This window comes from Nocardiopsis metallicus, assembly GCF_014201115.1.
Lineage (GTDB): Bacteria > Actinomycetota > Actinomycetes > Streptosporangiales > Streptosporangiaceae > Nocardiopsis > Nocardiopsis metallicus.
The window spans coordinates 974,266-989,765 of record NZ_JACHDO010000001.1 but is presented as its reverse complement, the minus strand read 5'-3'; the positions used below and the strand labels follow the sequence as shown (position 1 = coordinate 989,765).

The following is a 15,500-nucleotide window of genomic DNA, read 5'->3' as shown; positions in this document are numbered from 1 at the left end:
GTGCACCGCAACCGGAACCGAAGCCGTCCGCAACCCTCGCGGCCCAGGCTGGTGGGGCAGCGTGATCGAACGCCACCGTGACACCTACGACGAGGGAGCACCCATGCACGCACTGGTCCACGACCCGGACGCACCACAGGGCCTGCGGATCGCCGAAGTGGGCGAGCCGCGTCCCGGCCCCGCCCAGGCCCTGGTGCGGGTGTCGGCGGTGTCGTTGAACTTCGGTGAGATCGCCTTCCAGGCCGGGGTGCCGGGGGCCGTGGTCGGCTTCGACGCGGCGGGGGTCGTGGAGCGGTCCGCCGCCGACGGCTCCGGGCCCGCCGAAGGCACCCGTGTGGCCACCTTCGGTTGGTCGCAGGGTTGGGCCGAGCTGCGCGCGGTGGACACCGAGGACATCGCCGTGGTCCCCGACTCCGTGGACCTGGGTGAGGCGAGCACCCTGCCGGTTGCCGGGGTCACCGCCCTCCAGGCGCTGCGCAGGCTGGGTTCGGTGATCGGCCGCAGGGTGCTGGTCACCGGAGCCTCCGGAGGCGTTGGCCGCTACGCGGTGCAGTTGGCAGCTCTGGCCGGGGCGGAGGTCGTCGCCTCGGTTGGCGGACCGCACCGGGCCGAAGGGCTGCGGGAACTGGGCGCCGCCGAGATCGTCTTCGGCCCCGAGAAGCTGTCCGCGCCGGTCCACGGCGTTCTGGACAACGTGGGCGGTGCCCAGCTGGCCCAGGCCTTCGGCCACCTGGAGGCGGGCGGGATCCTGATAGCGATCGGCATGGCCGCCAAGGAGCACACGCTCATCGACTTCGAGACAGAGCGCTCGCGCGGCCCGCTCAAGCGTATCGAGCCCTTCATCGTCGACACGCCCTTCGGCCCCGACCTGGACTACCTGCTGCGGCTGGTGGAGTCGGACCGGCTGGCGCCCCAGGTCGGTTGGCGCGGTTCCTGGGAGAAGGCCGCTGAGGCGGCCGAGGCCCTCCTGGGGCGCCGTGTGCGCGGCAAGGCGGTCCTGGACCTCAGCGGCTGACCCGGTCCCGGGCGGCCTCCAACACCAGGTCGCCCGGGTCGGCCCGCTCCCCGCGCCCGAACTCCGCCTCGTAGCGCTCGCCCAGCAGCTCACGGCAGCGCACGGAGATTCTGTCCACGTCGGCGCTCTCGGTCTCGGGCAGGGGCGCACCGACCGAGGCCCGCAGTGCGGTGGCCGCGCCCAACAGTCGGGCGGCCCGCTCCACCTGGCCGTACAGGGCACAGGCCCCGGCGGTCCCTTCCAGGGCCAGGGCGAGCGCCCGCGGATCCCCGGTCTCCCGAGCGGCCTCCACGCCCCGCAGGTGGGTGTCCAGCGCGGTCTCGGCGTCCCCGCGCAGTTCGGCCGCGAAACCGAGTTCGGTGGTGCCGAAGGCGACCCCCGGCAGGTCGCCGGCGCTTCGGCACCAGGGCAGCAGCCGGTTCCACCACCGTTCGGCCTCGGCCAGGCGGCCCTGGCGGCGCGCCCCGATGGCCAGGCCGAACTCGGCGAACGCCTCCCCTTGGCGGTCGAAGCGCTCCGCGGCCAGCCGGGCCGCCCTGCCGTGCAGGTCGTCGGCGCGTCCGTGGTCACCGGTGAGCAGGGCGATCCGGCCCAGCCCGGACAGGCGCCCCACCACCTCGGGGGCCAGGGACAGCCGTTCGGCCATGCCCAGGCCGTCCCGATGCAGGGCGGTGGCACGGTCGTAGTCCCCGGTGATCTCGGCCAGGTAGGCCATCCCGGCTGCAGCGCGCAGCTGCCCCCACTGGTCTCCGACCCGGTCGAACAGGGCCATGGCCTCCTCCGCGTCACGGCGCACGGCTTCGAGGTCACCCAGGACCAGCGCGTACCGGGCCCGGGTGGCCAGGGCGGCGGCGGTACCCCAGAGGTCGCCCTCGGCGCGCAGGCGGTCCACCACGGGGTCCAGACTCTTGGGTCCCCCGCTGTGATCACCGAGGTCGGCGCGGGCGTGCAGGACGAACCACGCGGCCCGGGCCTGCCCGACCGGGTCGTCCACCCCCGCGAACGCCTGGTCGGCGGTGGCCTCCGGAGTACACGGGGAGGCACTGGTGCCCGCGAGCATGGCGATGGCCTCGCACCACGCGGCCACCCGGGCCCGGGTGCCCCGCAGGTGGTCGGGCACCGGCGCGAGCTCGGCGGCGATGCGGGCCTCGGCCAGCGCCCGGTGGGCCTCGTGGTAGCGGCCACGCAGGAAGAAGTACCAGGTCGTGGCGGCGGCCAGGCGCAGCGCCGTGGCCGCGTCCCCGGCCTGGACGGCGCGGCCCAGGACGGCCCGGATGTTGAGCGCCTCCAGGTCCAGCCGGGCCAGGGCCTCCCGTTGTCGGCGGCCGCGCAGCCCGGCCTCGGCCTGTTCGGCCAGCGTCACGTAGTGGGCGCGGGCCCGCTCGTACGCTGCCTCCTCCTCGCCGGCCTCGCGCAGCCGCTCCCGGCAGTAGGCGTTGACCGACTCCAGCAACCGGTAGCGCGGACGGCCGCCGTGGAAGGTGACGGTGACCAGGCTGCGGTCCACCAGCCGGGTGAGGGTGTCCAGGACCTCGGTGCGGTCGACCCCGTCGAAGGCCGACACCGTTTCGGCAGCGGCCAGGGCGCAGCCGTCGGCGTGTACCGCCAAGCGGCGCAGCACCCGTTGCTCGACGGCCTCCAGCAGGTCCCAGCTCCAGTCGATGACGGCTCGCAGCGTGCGGTGCCGTTCGGGGATGCCCCGGTAACGGGCGGTCAGGGTGGTAAACCGGTCGTCCAGGCGCGCGGCCAGCTCGTGCACGCCCAGCCCCCGAACCCGGGTGGCGGCCAGTTCCAGGGCCAGCGGCACGCCGTCCAGCCGGCGGCACAGGGCCGCCACCGCCTCGGCGTTGCCCTCTAGCAGGGCGAACCCGGGAGCGGCCGCCGCGGCGCGTTCGACGAACAACCGGGCTGCGCTGGAGCGGCGCAGGTCGTCCGGGGTGTCGCCCTCTGGGGGTTCCAGGGGCCGCACCACCCGCACGTGCTCGGCGGGCAGGCGCAACGACTCACGGCTGGTCACCAGCAGTCGCGTGCCCGGGCAGACACCCAGTAGTCGGTCGACGAAGACGGCCAGCTCCTCCACCAGGTGTTCACCGTTGTCCAGGACGATCAAGGCCTCGCGGTCGCCCAGGGCGCGGAACAGGTGTGCGTCGACGACCTCCGGCCCGGCCCCGGTGTCGTCGCGCAGACGCAAGGCGGCGGCGACCGCCTCGGCGATCTGGGAAGGTTCGCTCAGCGGGGCCAGTTCGACCAACCACACGCCGTCGCCGAACTCCCCGGTGAGCCCGGCCGCCACGTCAAGGGCCAACCGGGTCTTGCCCACCCCGCCCGCTCCGGTCAGGGTGACCAGACGTTCGGTGGCCAGCAGGTCGCGGACCTCGCTGGCCTGCTCCTGGCGGCCGATCAGCGCGGTGGCCGGTGCGGTGAGGTTGCCCGGGCCGCCCCGGTCGTCCCGGGCGGGCCCCGCCGCGAACGCACCCAGACCGCGGTCGTGGCGCAGGATCGACTGGTACAGCTCGGCCAGCTCGGGTCCGGGTTCCACCCCCAGCTCCCGGTCGAGTTCGGAACGCAGGTCCAGGTAGCTCTGGAGGGCGTCGGACTGGCGGCCGGTCGCGTACAGGGCGCGGATGTGCACGGCCCGCAACCGCTCCCGGAAGGGGTGGCGCCGGACCAGGTCGGCCAGGTCACCGGAGACGGCGGAGTGCCGCCCCAGCTCGAGCCGGGCCTGGTAGAGGTCCTCCAGGGCGGAAAGGCGCAGCTCGGCCAGACGGATGGCGGCGGGTTCGGCGAAGGACTCGGCGCCGAGGTCGGTGAAGGCCTCGCCCCGCCACAGCGACAGCGCCTCGGAGAGTGTGCGCTCCCTGGCCTCGGAGTCGGGTTCTGACCGGGCGCGCTCGACCAGGGCCGCGAAACGTCCCGCGTCCACGTCCTGGGCGTCCACGGCCAGCAGGTAACCGCCCGTCCGGTGGCGCACCAGCTCGCGTCCGCCGGGTTCGGCCTCCTCCAGCGCGCGGCGCAGCTGTGAGGCCTTGGAACGCAGGGAGGGCAGCGGTTTGGCCGGGGGCCGCTCACCCCACAGGTTCTCGACCAGGCGGTCCGCGGGGATCACGCGTCCGGGTTCGACCAGCAGACCGGCCAGCAACACCCGGACCTTGGCCTCGGGGATGGGGACGCTGCGCCCGTCCGAGGTCCAGACGGTGAGGGGACCGAGCACTCCGAACCTCATGGAAAGCACGCTAGCACAGGAGTCCGGGGCGGCTACGGGGCGACCGCAAGCGAACCCGAACCCCCACGCAACCCCCAACCGGCACGGTGGAACCGGCGCCGAGAACGCCACCGTGACCCTGTCGTCCGCACACTTGAGGACCAACTGATGAGCGAGTTCTTCACCAAGACCACCCTGGGCCGCCTGGAGCTGCCCAACCGGCTCGTGATGGCCCCCATGACGCGGGCCCGCTCCGCCGACGGCCTGGTCACCGACCTGACCGCCGAGTACTACGCCCAGCGCGCCAGCGCCGGACTGATCATCAGCGAGAGCGTCCAGCCCAGCGTGATCGGCCAGGGCTTCCTGGGCACCCCCGGCCTGCACTCGGCCGAGCAGGTCAAGGCCTGGCGCAAGGTCACCGACGCCGTGCACGCCAAGGGCGGTCGGATCGTGGCCCAGATCACCCACACCGGGCGGATCGGGCACCCCGTCATCCAGCCCGACGGGGCCCTGCCGCTGGCTCCCTCCCCGATCGCCTCCGGCGAGAAGCTCTTCACCATGGAAGGTCTGCTCGACCACCCCGAGCCGCGTGAGATGACCACGGCCGACATCGAGCAGACCGTGGCCGACCACGTCAGCGCCGCCCGCAACGCCGTGGAGGCCGGTTTCGACGGGGTCGAGATCCACGGCGGCAACGGCTTCCTCGTCCACCAGTTCCTGGCCGACAACACCAATGTGCGCACCGACTCCTACGGCGGTTCGCTGACCAACCGCGTCCGGTTCGCCGTCGAGGTCGTCACGGCCGTGGGCGAGGCCATCGGCCTGGACCGCACCGGCCTGCGCATCTCGCCCGGGAACCCGTACAACAACATCGTGGAGAGCGACCCGCTCGCCCTCTACCTGGAGCTGGCGCGCGCCCTGCCCGAGAGCCTGGCGTTCCTGCACATTTCCGAGATCGTCACCCGCGAGGTGACCAAGGCGCTGCGCGAGGCCTGGAGCGGGCCGATCGTGCTCAACCCGCACCCCACCGCCGACTCCTTCCCATCCTCCCCGGAGACCGCCCTGGAGGCCCTGCGCGAGGGTCTGGCCGACGCCGTCGCCCTGGCCGAGCTGTGGCTGGCCAACCCCGACCTGCCCGCCCGCATCGCCGCTGGCGGCCCCTACAACGTCTCCGACAGCTCCACCCACTACGGCGGCGACGCCAAGGGCTACACCGACTACCCGACGCTCAACGGCTGACCTGATCCGAGCGCTCCCGCCGCGGCCACGGCGGAAGGCCCCCCGGCACAGCGATCGCCCCCGCCGCGCTCGGGCGCGGCGGGGGCGATCAGCTGTTCAACTATGCGGCGGGTGGACGCTACTCCGAGTCCTCCTCGGACTCGCCGGCTTCCTCGTCCGCGCCCTCGTCGCCCTCCGAGGCCTCCTCGTCGGCCCCGTCATCCTCGGCGTCCTCCTCGGACTCCTCCGGCTCGGGCGGCGGCGCGTTGTCGAAGGCGCCCAGCACGTCGACCACGAAGACCAGTGTGCCCGCGGGGGCGCCCATGGCCTCCTCCTCGGACTCGCCGTAGGCCATGTCGCCGGGCACGATGAGCATCAGGCGGTCGCCGACGTTCTGGCCGACGATGCCCTCGTCCCAGCCCTGGATGACCGCCCCGCCACCGATGGTGGTGTCGAAGGGGATACCGCCCTGGTTCCACGAGGAGTCGAACACCTCGTGGTTGCCGTCCTCGTCGGCCTCCCAGCGCACACCCGTGTACTGGACGATGATCTGCTGGCCCTCCTCGACCTCGGCGCCGCCGCCCTCGATCAGCGGCACCACCTCCAGCTCGTCGGGGGCGTCCGCGTCGGGGATCTCGATCTCGGGCTGGCTGCGGCCGTCCTGCGTCACCGTGGGCAGGTCGCCGCCGCCGTCGTTGGTCTGCTCGCCCGGCACCACGGCGCCCTGGCTGAAGCGGTCGATCATGTCGATCACCAGGACGCTGGCGCCCTCGGGCGCCTCCTGGCCCATCGCCTCGGCCTGCGCGATCTCCTCGGAGCTCAGCGCGGGGAAGACGTAGACCGCGCGGCTGCCCAGGGGCTGGCTGATGAGGGTGTCGGTGATGTACTCGGGCATCTGGTCCATGCGGATCAGGTCCGGGGCGCCGCTCTCGTAGCTGGACTGGCCCTCGACCGGCTCACCCTCACCGGGCGCCGTCCACTGGTACTGGGCGACGTTGGCGATGACGAGGTCGTCCGCGCCGACCAGCGCGTCCTCACCGGACCCCTTGCTGACCACACCGGAGATCTCCTCGTCCGGCGGCTCGATGTCGGGGAAGGTGACCTCGGGTTCCTCACCGACGTCTCCGGTGACCTCGGGCAGCCGAGAGTCGAGCGCGTCGTCGTTCATGCGCAGGAAGGCGGGGGTACGCCACTCCTCCGGGATCGATGCGCAGCTGGAGACCACCAAGGTAACGGCGGTCAGTGGCACCGCGAGGGCGGCAACACGTCGGTGCATGGGTCACAACCTCTGATTTCCGGCTCAGGACAGGGTCACACTACCGAACAGTCGGAGTGCGGCCAGCCCCTGGGAGCTGACGATCCCGGTTTTCGGCCCATGGGAACACAGATCATGAGCTTCCGGAAAGTCAGGGCCCCGCGGGGAGCCGTCTCCAGCCGTCCCACGGGGCCCGCGCACACGGGTCGTGCGCCCACACAGCGCCCACACAGCGCTCACACCGGATTCACACCCGGTTCTCACATCCCGGCGATCAACTTCTCCACCCGTTCGTCCACGGACTTGAACGGGTCCTTGCACAGCACGGTGCGCTGCGCCTGGTCGTTGAGCTTGAGGTGTACCCAGTCGACGGTGAAGTCGCGCCGCTGCTCCTGGGCGCGGCGGATGAACTCACCGCGCAGCCGTGCCCGGGTGGTCTGCGGGGGCACCGACTTGGCCTCGAAGATCTTCAGGTCCCCCACCACCCGGTCCATCTGCCCGCGCTTTTGCATCAGGTAGAACAGCCCGCGTTCGCGGTGGATGTCGTGGTAGGTCAGGTCGAGCTGGGCCACCCTGGGCGAGGACAGCGACAGGTCGTGCTTGTCCCGGTAGCGCTCCAGCAGCATGTACTTGGCGACCCAGTCGATCTCGCGCTGGACCGTCTCCAGGTTCTGGGTCTCCACCGCCTCCAGGGTGCGCTGCCACAGGTCCAGGACGCGCTTGCCCACCGCGTCGGTCCCGTGCCGGTCCACGTAGCTCTGCACCTTCTCCAGGTACTCGCGCTGGATCTCCAGCGCGCTGGCCTCGCGGCCGTTGGCCAGGCGCACCTTGCGGCGGCCGGTCATGTCGTGGCTGACCTCGCGGATCGCCCGGATGGGGTTCTCCAGCGTGTAGTCGCGCATGACCACCCCGGCCTCGATCATCCGCAGCACGAGGTCGGTCGAGCCCAGCTTGAGGAGGGTGGTGGTCTCGCTCATGTTGGAGTCGCCCACGATGACGTGCAGGCGCCGGAACCGCTCGGCGTCGGCGTGGGGTTCGTCGCGGGTGTTGATGATGGGACGGGACCGGGTGGTCGCGGAGGAGACGCCCTCCCAGATGTGCTCGGCGCGCTGGCTGACGCAGAACAGCGCTCCCCGGGGGGTCTGCAGCACCTTTCCGGCTCCGCAGATGATCTGCCGGGTGACCAGGAAGGGGATCAGGACGTCGGCGAGGCGGCCGAACTCCCCGTGTCTGCCGACGAGGTAGTTCTCGTGGCAGCCGTAGGAGTTGCCCGCCGAGTCGGTGTTGTTCTTGAACAGGTAGATGTCCCCGGCGATGCCCTCCTCGTGCAGGCGCTGCTCGGCGTCGACCTGCAGCCCCTCCAGGATGCGCTCACCGGCCTTGTCGTGGGCCACCAGGTCCACGAGGCTGTCGCATTCGGGGGTGGCGTACTCGGGGTGGCTGCCCACGTCCAGGTACAGGCGGGCGCCGTTGCGCAGGAACACGTTGCTGCTGCGCCCCCAGGAGACCACCCTCCGGAACAGGTACCGGGCGACCTCGTCCGGAGACAGCCGGCGCTGCCCCCGAAAGGTACACGTGACCCCGTACTCGTTCTCCAGCCCGAAGATCCGTCGTTCCACGCGGCCTCACCAACTTCCCGTCTGGTGCGGACGACGGGGCCGCGTCGCCCACACCCGCCCGGCCCCGGTGCGGCGCCCGTGTGGCGCCGCACCACCTCTTCGATCTCAGATCACTTGTCGGCCTCGTCCGCGTCGCCGGTTCCGTTGCCCTCTCCGCTGTCGGCGGCGGTCTCGGCGGCGGTCGCGGCTGTGCCCCGCTTGCCCTCCTCGATGAGGGCGGTCAGGCGGCTGCCGTGGATGCGGCGGAACTTCCGGTGCTGCCTGGACCGCTCCAGGATGGCGACCTCCAGGTTGCCGGCCTCCAGTTCGCGCTCCTCACCGTTCTCGTGGGCCAGGGCGTGGGTGGCCGCGTTCAGCGCCGCGCTGAGCGGGGCGTCGGCGGCGAACCGGTCCTTGAGCTGACTGGACACGTGCTCCGAGGAGCCGCCCACCGCGACGAAGCCCTGTTCGTCGACGATGGACCCGTCGAAGGTGATGCGGTAGATCTCGTCCTCGGCCGCGGTGTCGCCGACCTCGGCGACGACGATCTCGACCTCCCAGGGCTTGAGGCTCTCACTGAAGACGGTGCCCAGGGTCTGGGCGTAGATGTTGGCGAGCTGACGGCCGCTGACGTCGCGGCGGTCGAACTGGTACCCGCGTACGTCGGCGAAACGGACGCCCATCAGGCGTAGGTTCTCGAACTCGGGGTAGCGGCCGACCGCCGCGAACCCGATGCGGTCGTAGAGCTCGCTGATCTTGTGCAGTGTGCGGGACATGTTGTCCGCCACCAGCAGGATTCCGCCCTCGTACTGCAGAACGACGGCGCTGCGGCCGCGCGCGATGCCCTTGCGCGCGTAGTCCGCCTTGTCCTTCATCTGCTGTTCGGGGGCGACGTAGAACGGCATCGACACCGCGGATCGTTTCCTTACCTAGTAGGGAGAAGTCTGGGTGGGGGGCGGTGGCCGCCGCGGCTCAGCTGTGTCAGCTCAGCCGTGTCAGCCCAATCGGGCCTTGGGACCGTCCGGGTCGGCGGCGCGCCCCTCGACCACCTCCGTGGCCAGGCGGGCGACCTCGTCGGCGGAGATCCGCCGGTGGCCGTCCTCGGTGATGACGTCGACCAGGGGGAAGATCTTGCGGTGCAGGTCGGGACCGCCGGTGGCGGAGTCGTCGTCGGCGGCGTCGTAGAGCGCCTCCAGCGCGACCCTGATCGCCGTGGTCTCGTCCAGGTCCTCGCGGTAGAGCTTCTTGATGGAGCCCTTGGCGTAGACCGAGCCGGAACCGACGGAGTAGTAGCGGTGCTCCTCGTAGCGGCCGCCCACGGCGTCGTAGCTGAACACCCGTCCCTGTTCGGTGTTCTCGTCGAAGCCGACCAGCAGGGGGATCACGACGAAGCCCTGCATGGCCATGCCGAGGTTGCCGCGTACCATCTGGGCGAGCTTGTTCGCCTTACCCTCGAGGGACAGCGAGCGCCCCTCCAGCTTCTCGTAGTGTTCGAGCTCGACCTGGTAGAGCTTGGCCAGCTCGATGCCGATCCCGGCTGAACCGGCGATGGCCACCGCGGAGAACTCGTCCGTGCGGAAGAGCTTGTCCATGTCCCGGTTGGCGATGACGTTGCCCTGGGTGGCGCGCCGGTCACCGGCCAGCAGGACGCCGCCGGGGAAGGTCAGGGCGACGATGGTCGTCGCGTCCGGGGTGAGGTGCTCGGCCTTGACCGCCCCACCCGAACCCAGGTGCTGGCCGGGCAGCAGGTCGGGCTTGACCTCCCGAAGAAACTCGGTGAAGGACGAGGTCCCCGCACTCATGAAAGCGGCCGACATCCGTCCGCCCTCGAAACCTTCGAACACGCGACTCCCTCCACTCGCGCCCCACCCCGTCTCGGGGGCGGGTGGGGCGCCTGTCGTCCGTCTGTCTGTGGTCTGACGGCCGGCGAGATGGCACCGGCCGATGAGTTTGACCCTAAACCCGTGCGCGCCGGGGCCGCTGGTGCCCGGGTGCGCTGTCAGCGAACCCGACGGTCACTGACCGCCCTTCTGCACGAACTGGCGCACGAAGTCCTCGGCGTTGCTCTCCAGCACGTCGTCGATCTCGTCCAGGATGTCGTCGACGTCCTCGTCGAGCTTCTCGTTGCGCTCCTGGGCCTCGGCCGAGGCCTCGGTCTCCTCGACCTCCTCGTCACGGCGTGACGAGTGCTTCTGGCCGCCGCTGTCGTTCGCCATATGTTGCTACCTCCCGTTCGGGGCTCTCGCCCTTATCTTGGCCCAACGGCACCCGGCTCAACCGTGTTCCTCAGGCCCGATACCCGCTAGTTACCTCGAAATCGTCCCGAGTGCGCGCACCCGGAGTGACACCGGACGCGGATCGGGCTCGGGCGTGTCCTCGAACAGGGGTGCGTTCGGGGATGCGCGCGGGTTCCGCGCGATACCGGCCGGCACCCCGGCGACGGTTGGTGACGGCGCACGCGGGCCCGGCTTCCACACCTGTTCGAAAACCAAACCTTTGTTCTCATCGCGCACATGATCTTCGCGCAACACACAACCCTGACCACGCGAATTACTTCTCCGTGTCCGTTCCATCACGGATGGTACGACGTACCAGCGTCCGGATCCGGCCACATTGGACCCCTTGACCTACTCGCGGGTTTGTGATCCGCATACAGTGCGTGACCGAACGAGGAGGTCAGGCGCCACGTCACCCAGAGTAAGACCCGCAATAGAGCCTTTCATCGGATGATCCTCTTGTCGCCTAAGTGAATTTGCGGCTTGCCCGGGCTTTCGCTGTCCAACTTGCGCACTTATGGTGGTGCCTCGTTTACCGGCTGTCTCGGTAAACCAAAGGGGCCCCTGGCGCGTCCGAGGGCCCCGACCCACGGGGCCGGACCCCTCTCCCCAGAGGATTCCGAACCCCAACCCCCGCCCATTCCCCAAGGAGAGTAGGGATCAATGCGACCCTCCCCCGTTATCTCCGCGATCGGCACGGGAGCGCTGGCCTTCGGGCTCGCGCTCTCGGTCGCCCCCGGTGCCTCTGCCGTGACCGTTCCCGCCGAGCCCTCACCGCAGGGCGAGGCGGCCACCATGCAGGAAGCCCTTGAGAGGGACTTCGGCCTCACCCCGTTCGAGGCCGAAACCCTGCTCGAGGCCCAGCAGGAGGCCTACGGGATCGACACGGCGGCGGCCGAGGCCGCCGGAGACGCCTACGGCGGCTCCGTGTTCGACACCGACACCCTGGAACTGACCGTCCTGGTGACGGACAGCGCCGCGGTGTCCGACGTCGAGGCCGCGGGCGCCGAGGCCGAACTGGTCTCACACGGCACCGAGGGCCTGGCGGCCATCATCGACGAGCTCGACGCGGCCGGGACCCAGCCGGGCGTCGTGGGCTGGTACCCCGATGTCGCCAGCGACACGGTCGTCATCGAGGCCACCGACACCGCCGGTGCCGAGAGCCTCATCGAGGCCGCGGGTGTGAACGCCTCCACCGTCCAGGTGGAGCAGACCGACGAGGCGCCCGAGCTGTACGCCGACATCGTCGGCGGCGACGCGTACTTCATGGGCGGCGGTCGCTGCTCCATCGGGTTCGCGGTCACCGACAGCTCGGGCAACGACGGATTCGTCACGGCCGGCCACTGCGGCACGGTCGGCACCCCCGCCGAGAGCGGGGACGGCAGCGGTTCCGGTGTGTTCGAGCGGTCCGTCTTCCCGGGCAACGACGCCGCCTACGTTCGCGCCACGTCCAACTGGACCGTCACCAACCTGGTCAACATGTACAGCGCCGGTGGCACCCAGACCGTCGGCGGCTCCAGCCAGGCGCCGATCGGCTCGGCCGTGTGCCGTTCGGGTTCCACCACCGGTTGGCACTGCGGGACCATCGAGGCCCGCGGCCAGTCGGTGAGCTACCCCGAGGGCACGGTCAACGACATGACCCGGACCAACGTGTGCGCCGAGCCCGGCGACTCCGGCGGTTCGTTCATCGCTGGCGACCAGGCCCAGGGCATGACCTCGGGCGGCTCCGGCAACTGCACCTTCGGTGGTACCACGTACTACCAGGAGGTCGGTCCGGCGCTGAGCAGCTGGAACCTCAGCCTCGTCACGAGCTAGGCGTCCAGCCGGCCCGCATCACACCGCGCCCCCGTCCGCCACCCGGCGGGCGGGGGCGTTCTCGTTTCCCGGCCCTCGTCCCCCAGCCGCCCAGGGCCCCGCACGACCGCCGGTGACGACGCGGCCACACCGGGGTAGGACCAACAGCGGCCGCGCACCGCGCGGACCGCAGCACCTGCTCCGCCCCCGTTTCCCTCTCAGGAGAGCAGAGGACATGCGCCCTTCCCCCGTATCCCCCGCCCCAAGATTCCCCGAACCCAGCCGCATCCGCCACGGCCGCGCCCTGTCCGTCGTCCTGGGCCTGGCCCTGGCCGGTGCCACCGCCCCTGCCCAGGCCGCCACCACCGAGACCCCCGAACCCGCGGCGGACGCCCCCGCCGCCACCGCGACCGAGGCACTGGCCCGCGACCTCGGGCTGGACCCCACCACGGCCGAACAGCTCCTGGAAGCCCAGGAAGAGGCCCTGGCGGTCCAGGAGAGCGCCGCCTCGGCCGCCGGACAGGCCTACGTCGACGCCCTCTTCGACACCGAAACCCTCAGCCTCACCGTCCTGGTCTCCGACCCCGCCGCCGTCGCGGCGGTCGAGGCGACCGGGGCGAACACCCGTGTGGTCGACGAGGACCCGGCCGCGACCATGGCCGCCCTCGAGAAAGTGCCCGTGCCCGAGGGCGTCACCGGCTGGTACCCCGACACCGAACGGGGCCTGGTCGTGGTCGAGGCGCTGGCCCCGGCCGCCGCCGACGCCCTGCTGGAGGAGGCCGGGACGGACTCCGACGCCGTGCGCGTGGTGGAGGTCGACCACGCCCCGACGCCCTACTCCGAGCTCATCGGCGGGCATCCCTTCCGCGTGGGGTCGGCCCAGTGCGTCATCGGGTTCTCCGCCGTCACCTCCGGCGGCCAGGGCGGTTTCATCACCGCCGGGCACTGCGGTCGGGTGGGCGCCACCGCGCTCGACTCCGAGGGCGCGGCCCTGGGGGTGTTCCAGCGCTCGCAGTTCCCCGGCTGGGACGGCGCCTTCGTGCGGGTGGGCCCGGAATGGACCCTCACCCCCTGGATCGAGCTCTGGAGTTCAGGGGGCTACCACAGCGTCACCGGCTCCCAGGAGGCGCCGATCGGCTCGGCCGTGTGCGCTTCGGCGCCTGTCAACGGGTGGCGCTGCGGCACGATCGAGGCGCGCGGGCAGACGGTCAGCTACCCGGCGGGGACCGTCACCGGACTGACCAGGACCACCCTGTGCGCGGAGCCGGGTGAGTCCGGGGCGCCCGTGGTGGCCGGTTCCCAGGCCCAGGGCGTCATCTCCGGCGGCTCCGGCAACTGCGCCACCGGCGGCACCACCTTCTTCCAGAGACTGAACCCGATGCTCACCTCCTGGGGGCTGACCCTGGTGACCGGATAGCGTCCGCGCGAGCCGCTCCCCTACACCATCGGGACCGACTCGTCACCCTCCCGCGTCCCCCTCGCGTCCCCGCCTCGCACCCGGATTCCGGGTACCGAACGTGGGGACGCCTTGCGTACAACAGGGGTGCCCATGGCAGACGTTTGACCACTGGAGTTACGCCTGTGTGTCCAGATGGTCACTTTTGGTACTCAGTACCGCTGTCCGGATGTGGCCAAATTTCCCCCCTTGCGCACCAAGATCAAATTCGGTCGGTAACGGAGCAACTCCGACAAACTCAAGGTGGCTGACCTCGTCGCCACGTTCAGCGACCAAGAAAAAACCCGTCATAGGTTGACCCGACCCCGTATTGAATGCTTCATCTCTCCGGCGCTCTTTCCCTCACCAAAACGTGCACCTATGGTTAGGCGTTGTTTACCGAATGTCTCGGTAAACGGCAGGGGTCGGCAGTAACCGGCCCCGATCCCCCGCTAATCCCCCTAGGAGAGTAGGGACCAATGCGACCCTCCCCCGTTGTCTCCGCAATCGGCACCGGAGCTCTGGCCTTCGGGCTGGCCCTGGCCGCCGCCCCGGGAGCCCTCGCGGCTTCCGGACCGCTCCCGCAGTCACCCTCCCCCGACTCCGACGTCGCGACCACCATGGCCGAGGCGTTGGAACGCGACCTGAACCTCACTTCGGCCGAGGCCCAGGAACTGCTCACCGCCCAGGAAGCCGCCTTCGAGGCAGACGAGGCCGCGGCGCAAGCCGCCGGAGACGCCTACGGCGGTTCGGTGTTCGACACCGAGACCCTGGACCTGACCGTCATGGTCACCGACGCCGCCGCGGTCCAGGCCGTGGAAGCCACCGGTGCCAAGGCCGATGTGGTCTCGTACGGCCTGGACGGGCTCGAAGCCGTCATCGACGACCTCAACGAGGCCGCCCACCAGCCCGGTGTGGTCGGCTGGTACCCCGAGATCACCTCCGACACGGTCGTGCTGGAGGTCCTCGAGGGGGCCGAGGCCGACGCTGAGGCCCTCATCGCCGACGCCGGCGTGGACGCCTCGACGGTCACCATCGAGACCACCACGGAGACCCCCGAGCTCTACGCCGACATCATCGGTGGCCTCGCCTACACCATGGGCGGACGCTGCTCGGTCGGCTTCGCGGCCACCAACGCCTCCGGCCAGCCCGGCTTCGTCACCGCTGGCCACTGCGGCAGGGTGGGGACCCAGGTCAGCATCGGCAACGGCCGGGGCGTCTTCGAGCGCTCCGTCTTCCCGGGCAACGACGCCGCCTTCGTCCGGGGCACGTCCAACTTCACCCTGACCAACCTGGTCAGCCGCTACAACAGCGGCGGCTACGCCACCGTCTCGGGCTCCAGCACGGCGCCCATCGGTTCGCAGGTCTGCCGCTCCGGCTCCACCACCGGCTGGTACTGCGGCACCATTCAGGCCCGCAACCAGACGGTGAGCTACCCGCAGGGCACCGTCCACAGCCTGACTCGGACCTCCGTGTGCGCCGAGCCCGGCGACTCCGGCGGCTCGTTCATCTCCGGAACCCAGGCCCAGGGCGTGACCTCCGGCGGCTCCGGTAACTGCCGCACCGGTGGCACGACCTTCTACCAGGAGGTCAACCCCATGCTCAACTCCTGGAACCTGCGCCTGCGCACCTGACACACCAGTAGTACGCGGTAAGCACCAACGGCGTCCCCGTCCGCTCCAGCGGGCGGGGACGTCCGCGTTCTCG

The 15,500-nt window shown here is 70.9% G+C and carries 11 protein-coding genes; 5 read left to right on the top strand and 6 right to left on the bottom strand.

Features of this window, described 5'->3' with window-relative positions:
- Positions 1 to 61: 61 nt before the first annotated feature.
- A complete protein-coding gene (locus tag HNR07_RS04170; protein ID WP_312893580.1) occupies positions 62 to 1,015 on the top strand; it encodes a zinc-binding dehydrogenase in 954 nt (317 codons plus the stop codon).
- Here HNR07_RS04170 and HNR07_RS35435 read toward each other — a convergent pair.
- Entirely contained in the window at positions 1,005 to 4,238 is a 3,234-nt protein-coding gene (locus HNR07_RS35435; protein WP_184362149.1) for a BTAD domain-containing putative transcriptional regulator, read from the bottom strand. The two genes, HNR07_RS04170 and HNR07_RS35435, sit on opposite strands and share 11 nt — an antisense overlap.
- A gap of 147 nt (positions 4,239 to 4,385) precedes the next feature.
- Between HNR07_RS35435 and HNR07_RS04160 the strand changes: the two genes are divergently transcribed.
- The gene (locus HNR07_RS04160) at positions 4,386 to 5,456 is read left to right on the top strand and encodes an alkene reductase (protein WP_184362146.1); all 1,071 of its coding nucleotides are present in this window, start codon (positions 4,386 to 4,388) and stop codon (positions 5,454 to 5,456) included.
- 118 nt (positions 5,457 to 5,574) lie between these two features.
- Here HNR07_RS04160 and HNR07_RS04155 read toward each other — a convergent pair whose 3' ends face one another.
- From HNR07_RS04155 to HNR07_RS04135, 5 genes are all read right to left on the bottom strand, one after another.
- On the bottom strand, positions 5,575 to 6,711 hold the full coding sequence (locus HNR07_RS04155; protein ID WP_184362143.1) for an FKBP-type peptidyl-prolyl cis-trans isomerase: 1,137 nt from the start codon (positions 6,709 to 6,711) through the stop codon (positions 5,575 to 5,577).
- 239 nt (positions 6,712 to 6,950) lie between these two features.
- Complete coding sequence (gene pafA, locus HNR07_RS04150) at positions 6,951 to 8,309, bottom strand: Pup--protein ligase (protein ID WP_184362140.1); 1,359 nt, start codon at positions 8,307 to 8,309, stop codon at positions 6,951 to 6,953.
- Positions 8,310 to 8,419: 110 nt separating this feature from the next.
- Positions 8,420 to 9,199 carry a proteasome subunit alpha gene (gene prcA / locus HNR07_RS04145; protein WP_184362137.1) on the bottom strand — a complete coding sequence of 260 codons (780 nt, stop codon included), beginning with the start codon at positions 9,197 to 9,199 and terminating at the stop codon, positions 8,420 to 8,422.
- 84 nt (positions 9,200 to 9,283) lie between these two features.
- A complete protein-coding gene (gene prcB / locus HNR07_RS04140; RefSeq protein WP_184362133.1) occupies positions 9,284 to 10,132 on the bottom strand; it encodes a proteasome subunit beta in 849 nt (282 codons plus the stop codon).
- A 171-nt stretch (positions 10,133 to 10,303) separates the two neighbouring features.
- On the bottom strand, positions 10,304 to 10,504 hold the full coding sequence (locus tag HNR07_RS04135) for a ubiquitin-like protein Pup (RefSeq protein ID WP_184362130.1): 201 nt from the start codon (positions 10,502 to 10,504) through the stop codon (positions 10,304 to 10,306).
- Positions 10,505 to 11,227: 723 nt separating this feature from the next.
- Between HNR07_RS04135 and HNR07_RS04130 the strand changes: the two genes are divergently transcribed.
- From HNR07_RS04130 to HNR07_RS04120, 3 genes are all read left to right on the top strand, one after another.
- Positions 11,228 to 12,379 carry a S1 family peptidase gene (locus HNR07_RS04130; protein WP_184362127.1) on the top strand — a complete coding sequence of 384 codons (1,152 nt, stop codon included), beginning with the start codon at positions 11,228 to 11,230 and terminating at the stop codon, positions 12,377 to 12,379.
- Positions 12,380 to 12,593: 214 nt separating this feature from the next.
- The gene (locus HNR07_RS04125; RefSeq protein ID WP_184362124.1) at positions 12,594 to 13,775 is read left to right on the top strand and encodes a S1 family peptidase; all 1,182 of its coding nucleotides are present in this window, start codon (positions 12,594 to 12,596) and stop codon (positions 13,773 to 13,775) included.
- Between the two features lie 497 nt (positions 13,776 to 14,272).
- Entirely contained in the window at positions 14,273 to 15,427 is a 1,155-nt protein-coding gene (locus HNR07_RS04120; protein WP_184362122.1) for a S1 family peptidase, read from the top strand.
- Positions 15,428 to 15,500: the final 73 nt, after the last annotated feature.

Excerpts from the sequence above, each read along its gene's own strand:
- HNR07_RS35435 (WP_184362149.1), bottom strand. The coding sequence starts at position 4,238 with ATGAGGTTCGGAGTGCTCGGTCCCCTCACCGTCTGGACCTCGGACGGG.
- HNR07_RS04160 (WP_184362146.1), top strand. The coding sequence starts at position 4,386 with ATGAGCGAGTTCTTCACCAAGACCACCCTGGGCCGCCTGGAGCTGCCC.
- HNR07_RS04155 (WP_184362143.1), bottom strand. The coding sequence starts at position 6,711 with ATGCACCGACGTGTTGCCGCCCTCGCGGTGCCACTGACCGCCGTTACC.
- HNR07_RS04135 (WP_184362130.1), bottom strand. The coding sequence starts at position 10,504 with ATGGCGAACGACAGCGGCGGCCAGAAGCACTCGTCACGCCGTGACGAG.
- HNR07_RS04130 (WP_184362127.1), top strand. The coding sequence starts at position 11,228 with ATGCGACCCTCCCCCGTTATCTCCGCGATCGGCACGGGAGCGCTGGCC.
- HNR07_RS04125 (WP_184362124.1), top strand. The coding sequence starts at position 12,594 with ATGCGCCCTTCCCCCGTATCCCCCGCCCCAAGATTCCCCGAACCCAGC.
- HNR07_RS04120 (WP_184362122.1), top strand. The coding sequence starts at position 14,273 with ATGCGACCCTCCCCCGTTGTCTCCGCAATCGGCACCGGAGCTCTGGCC.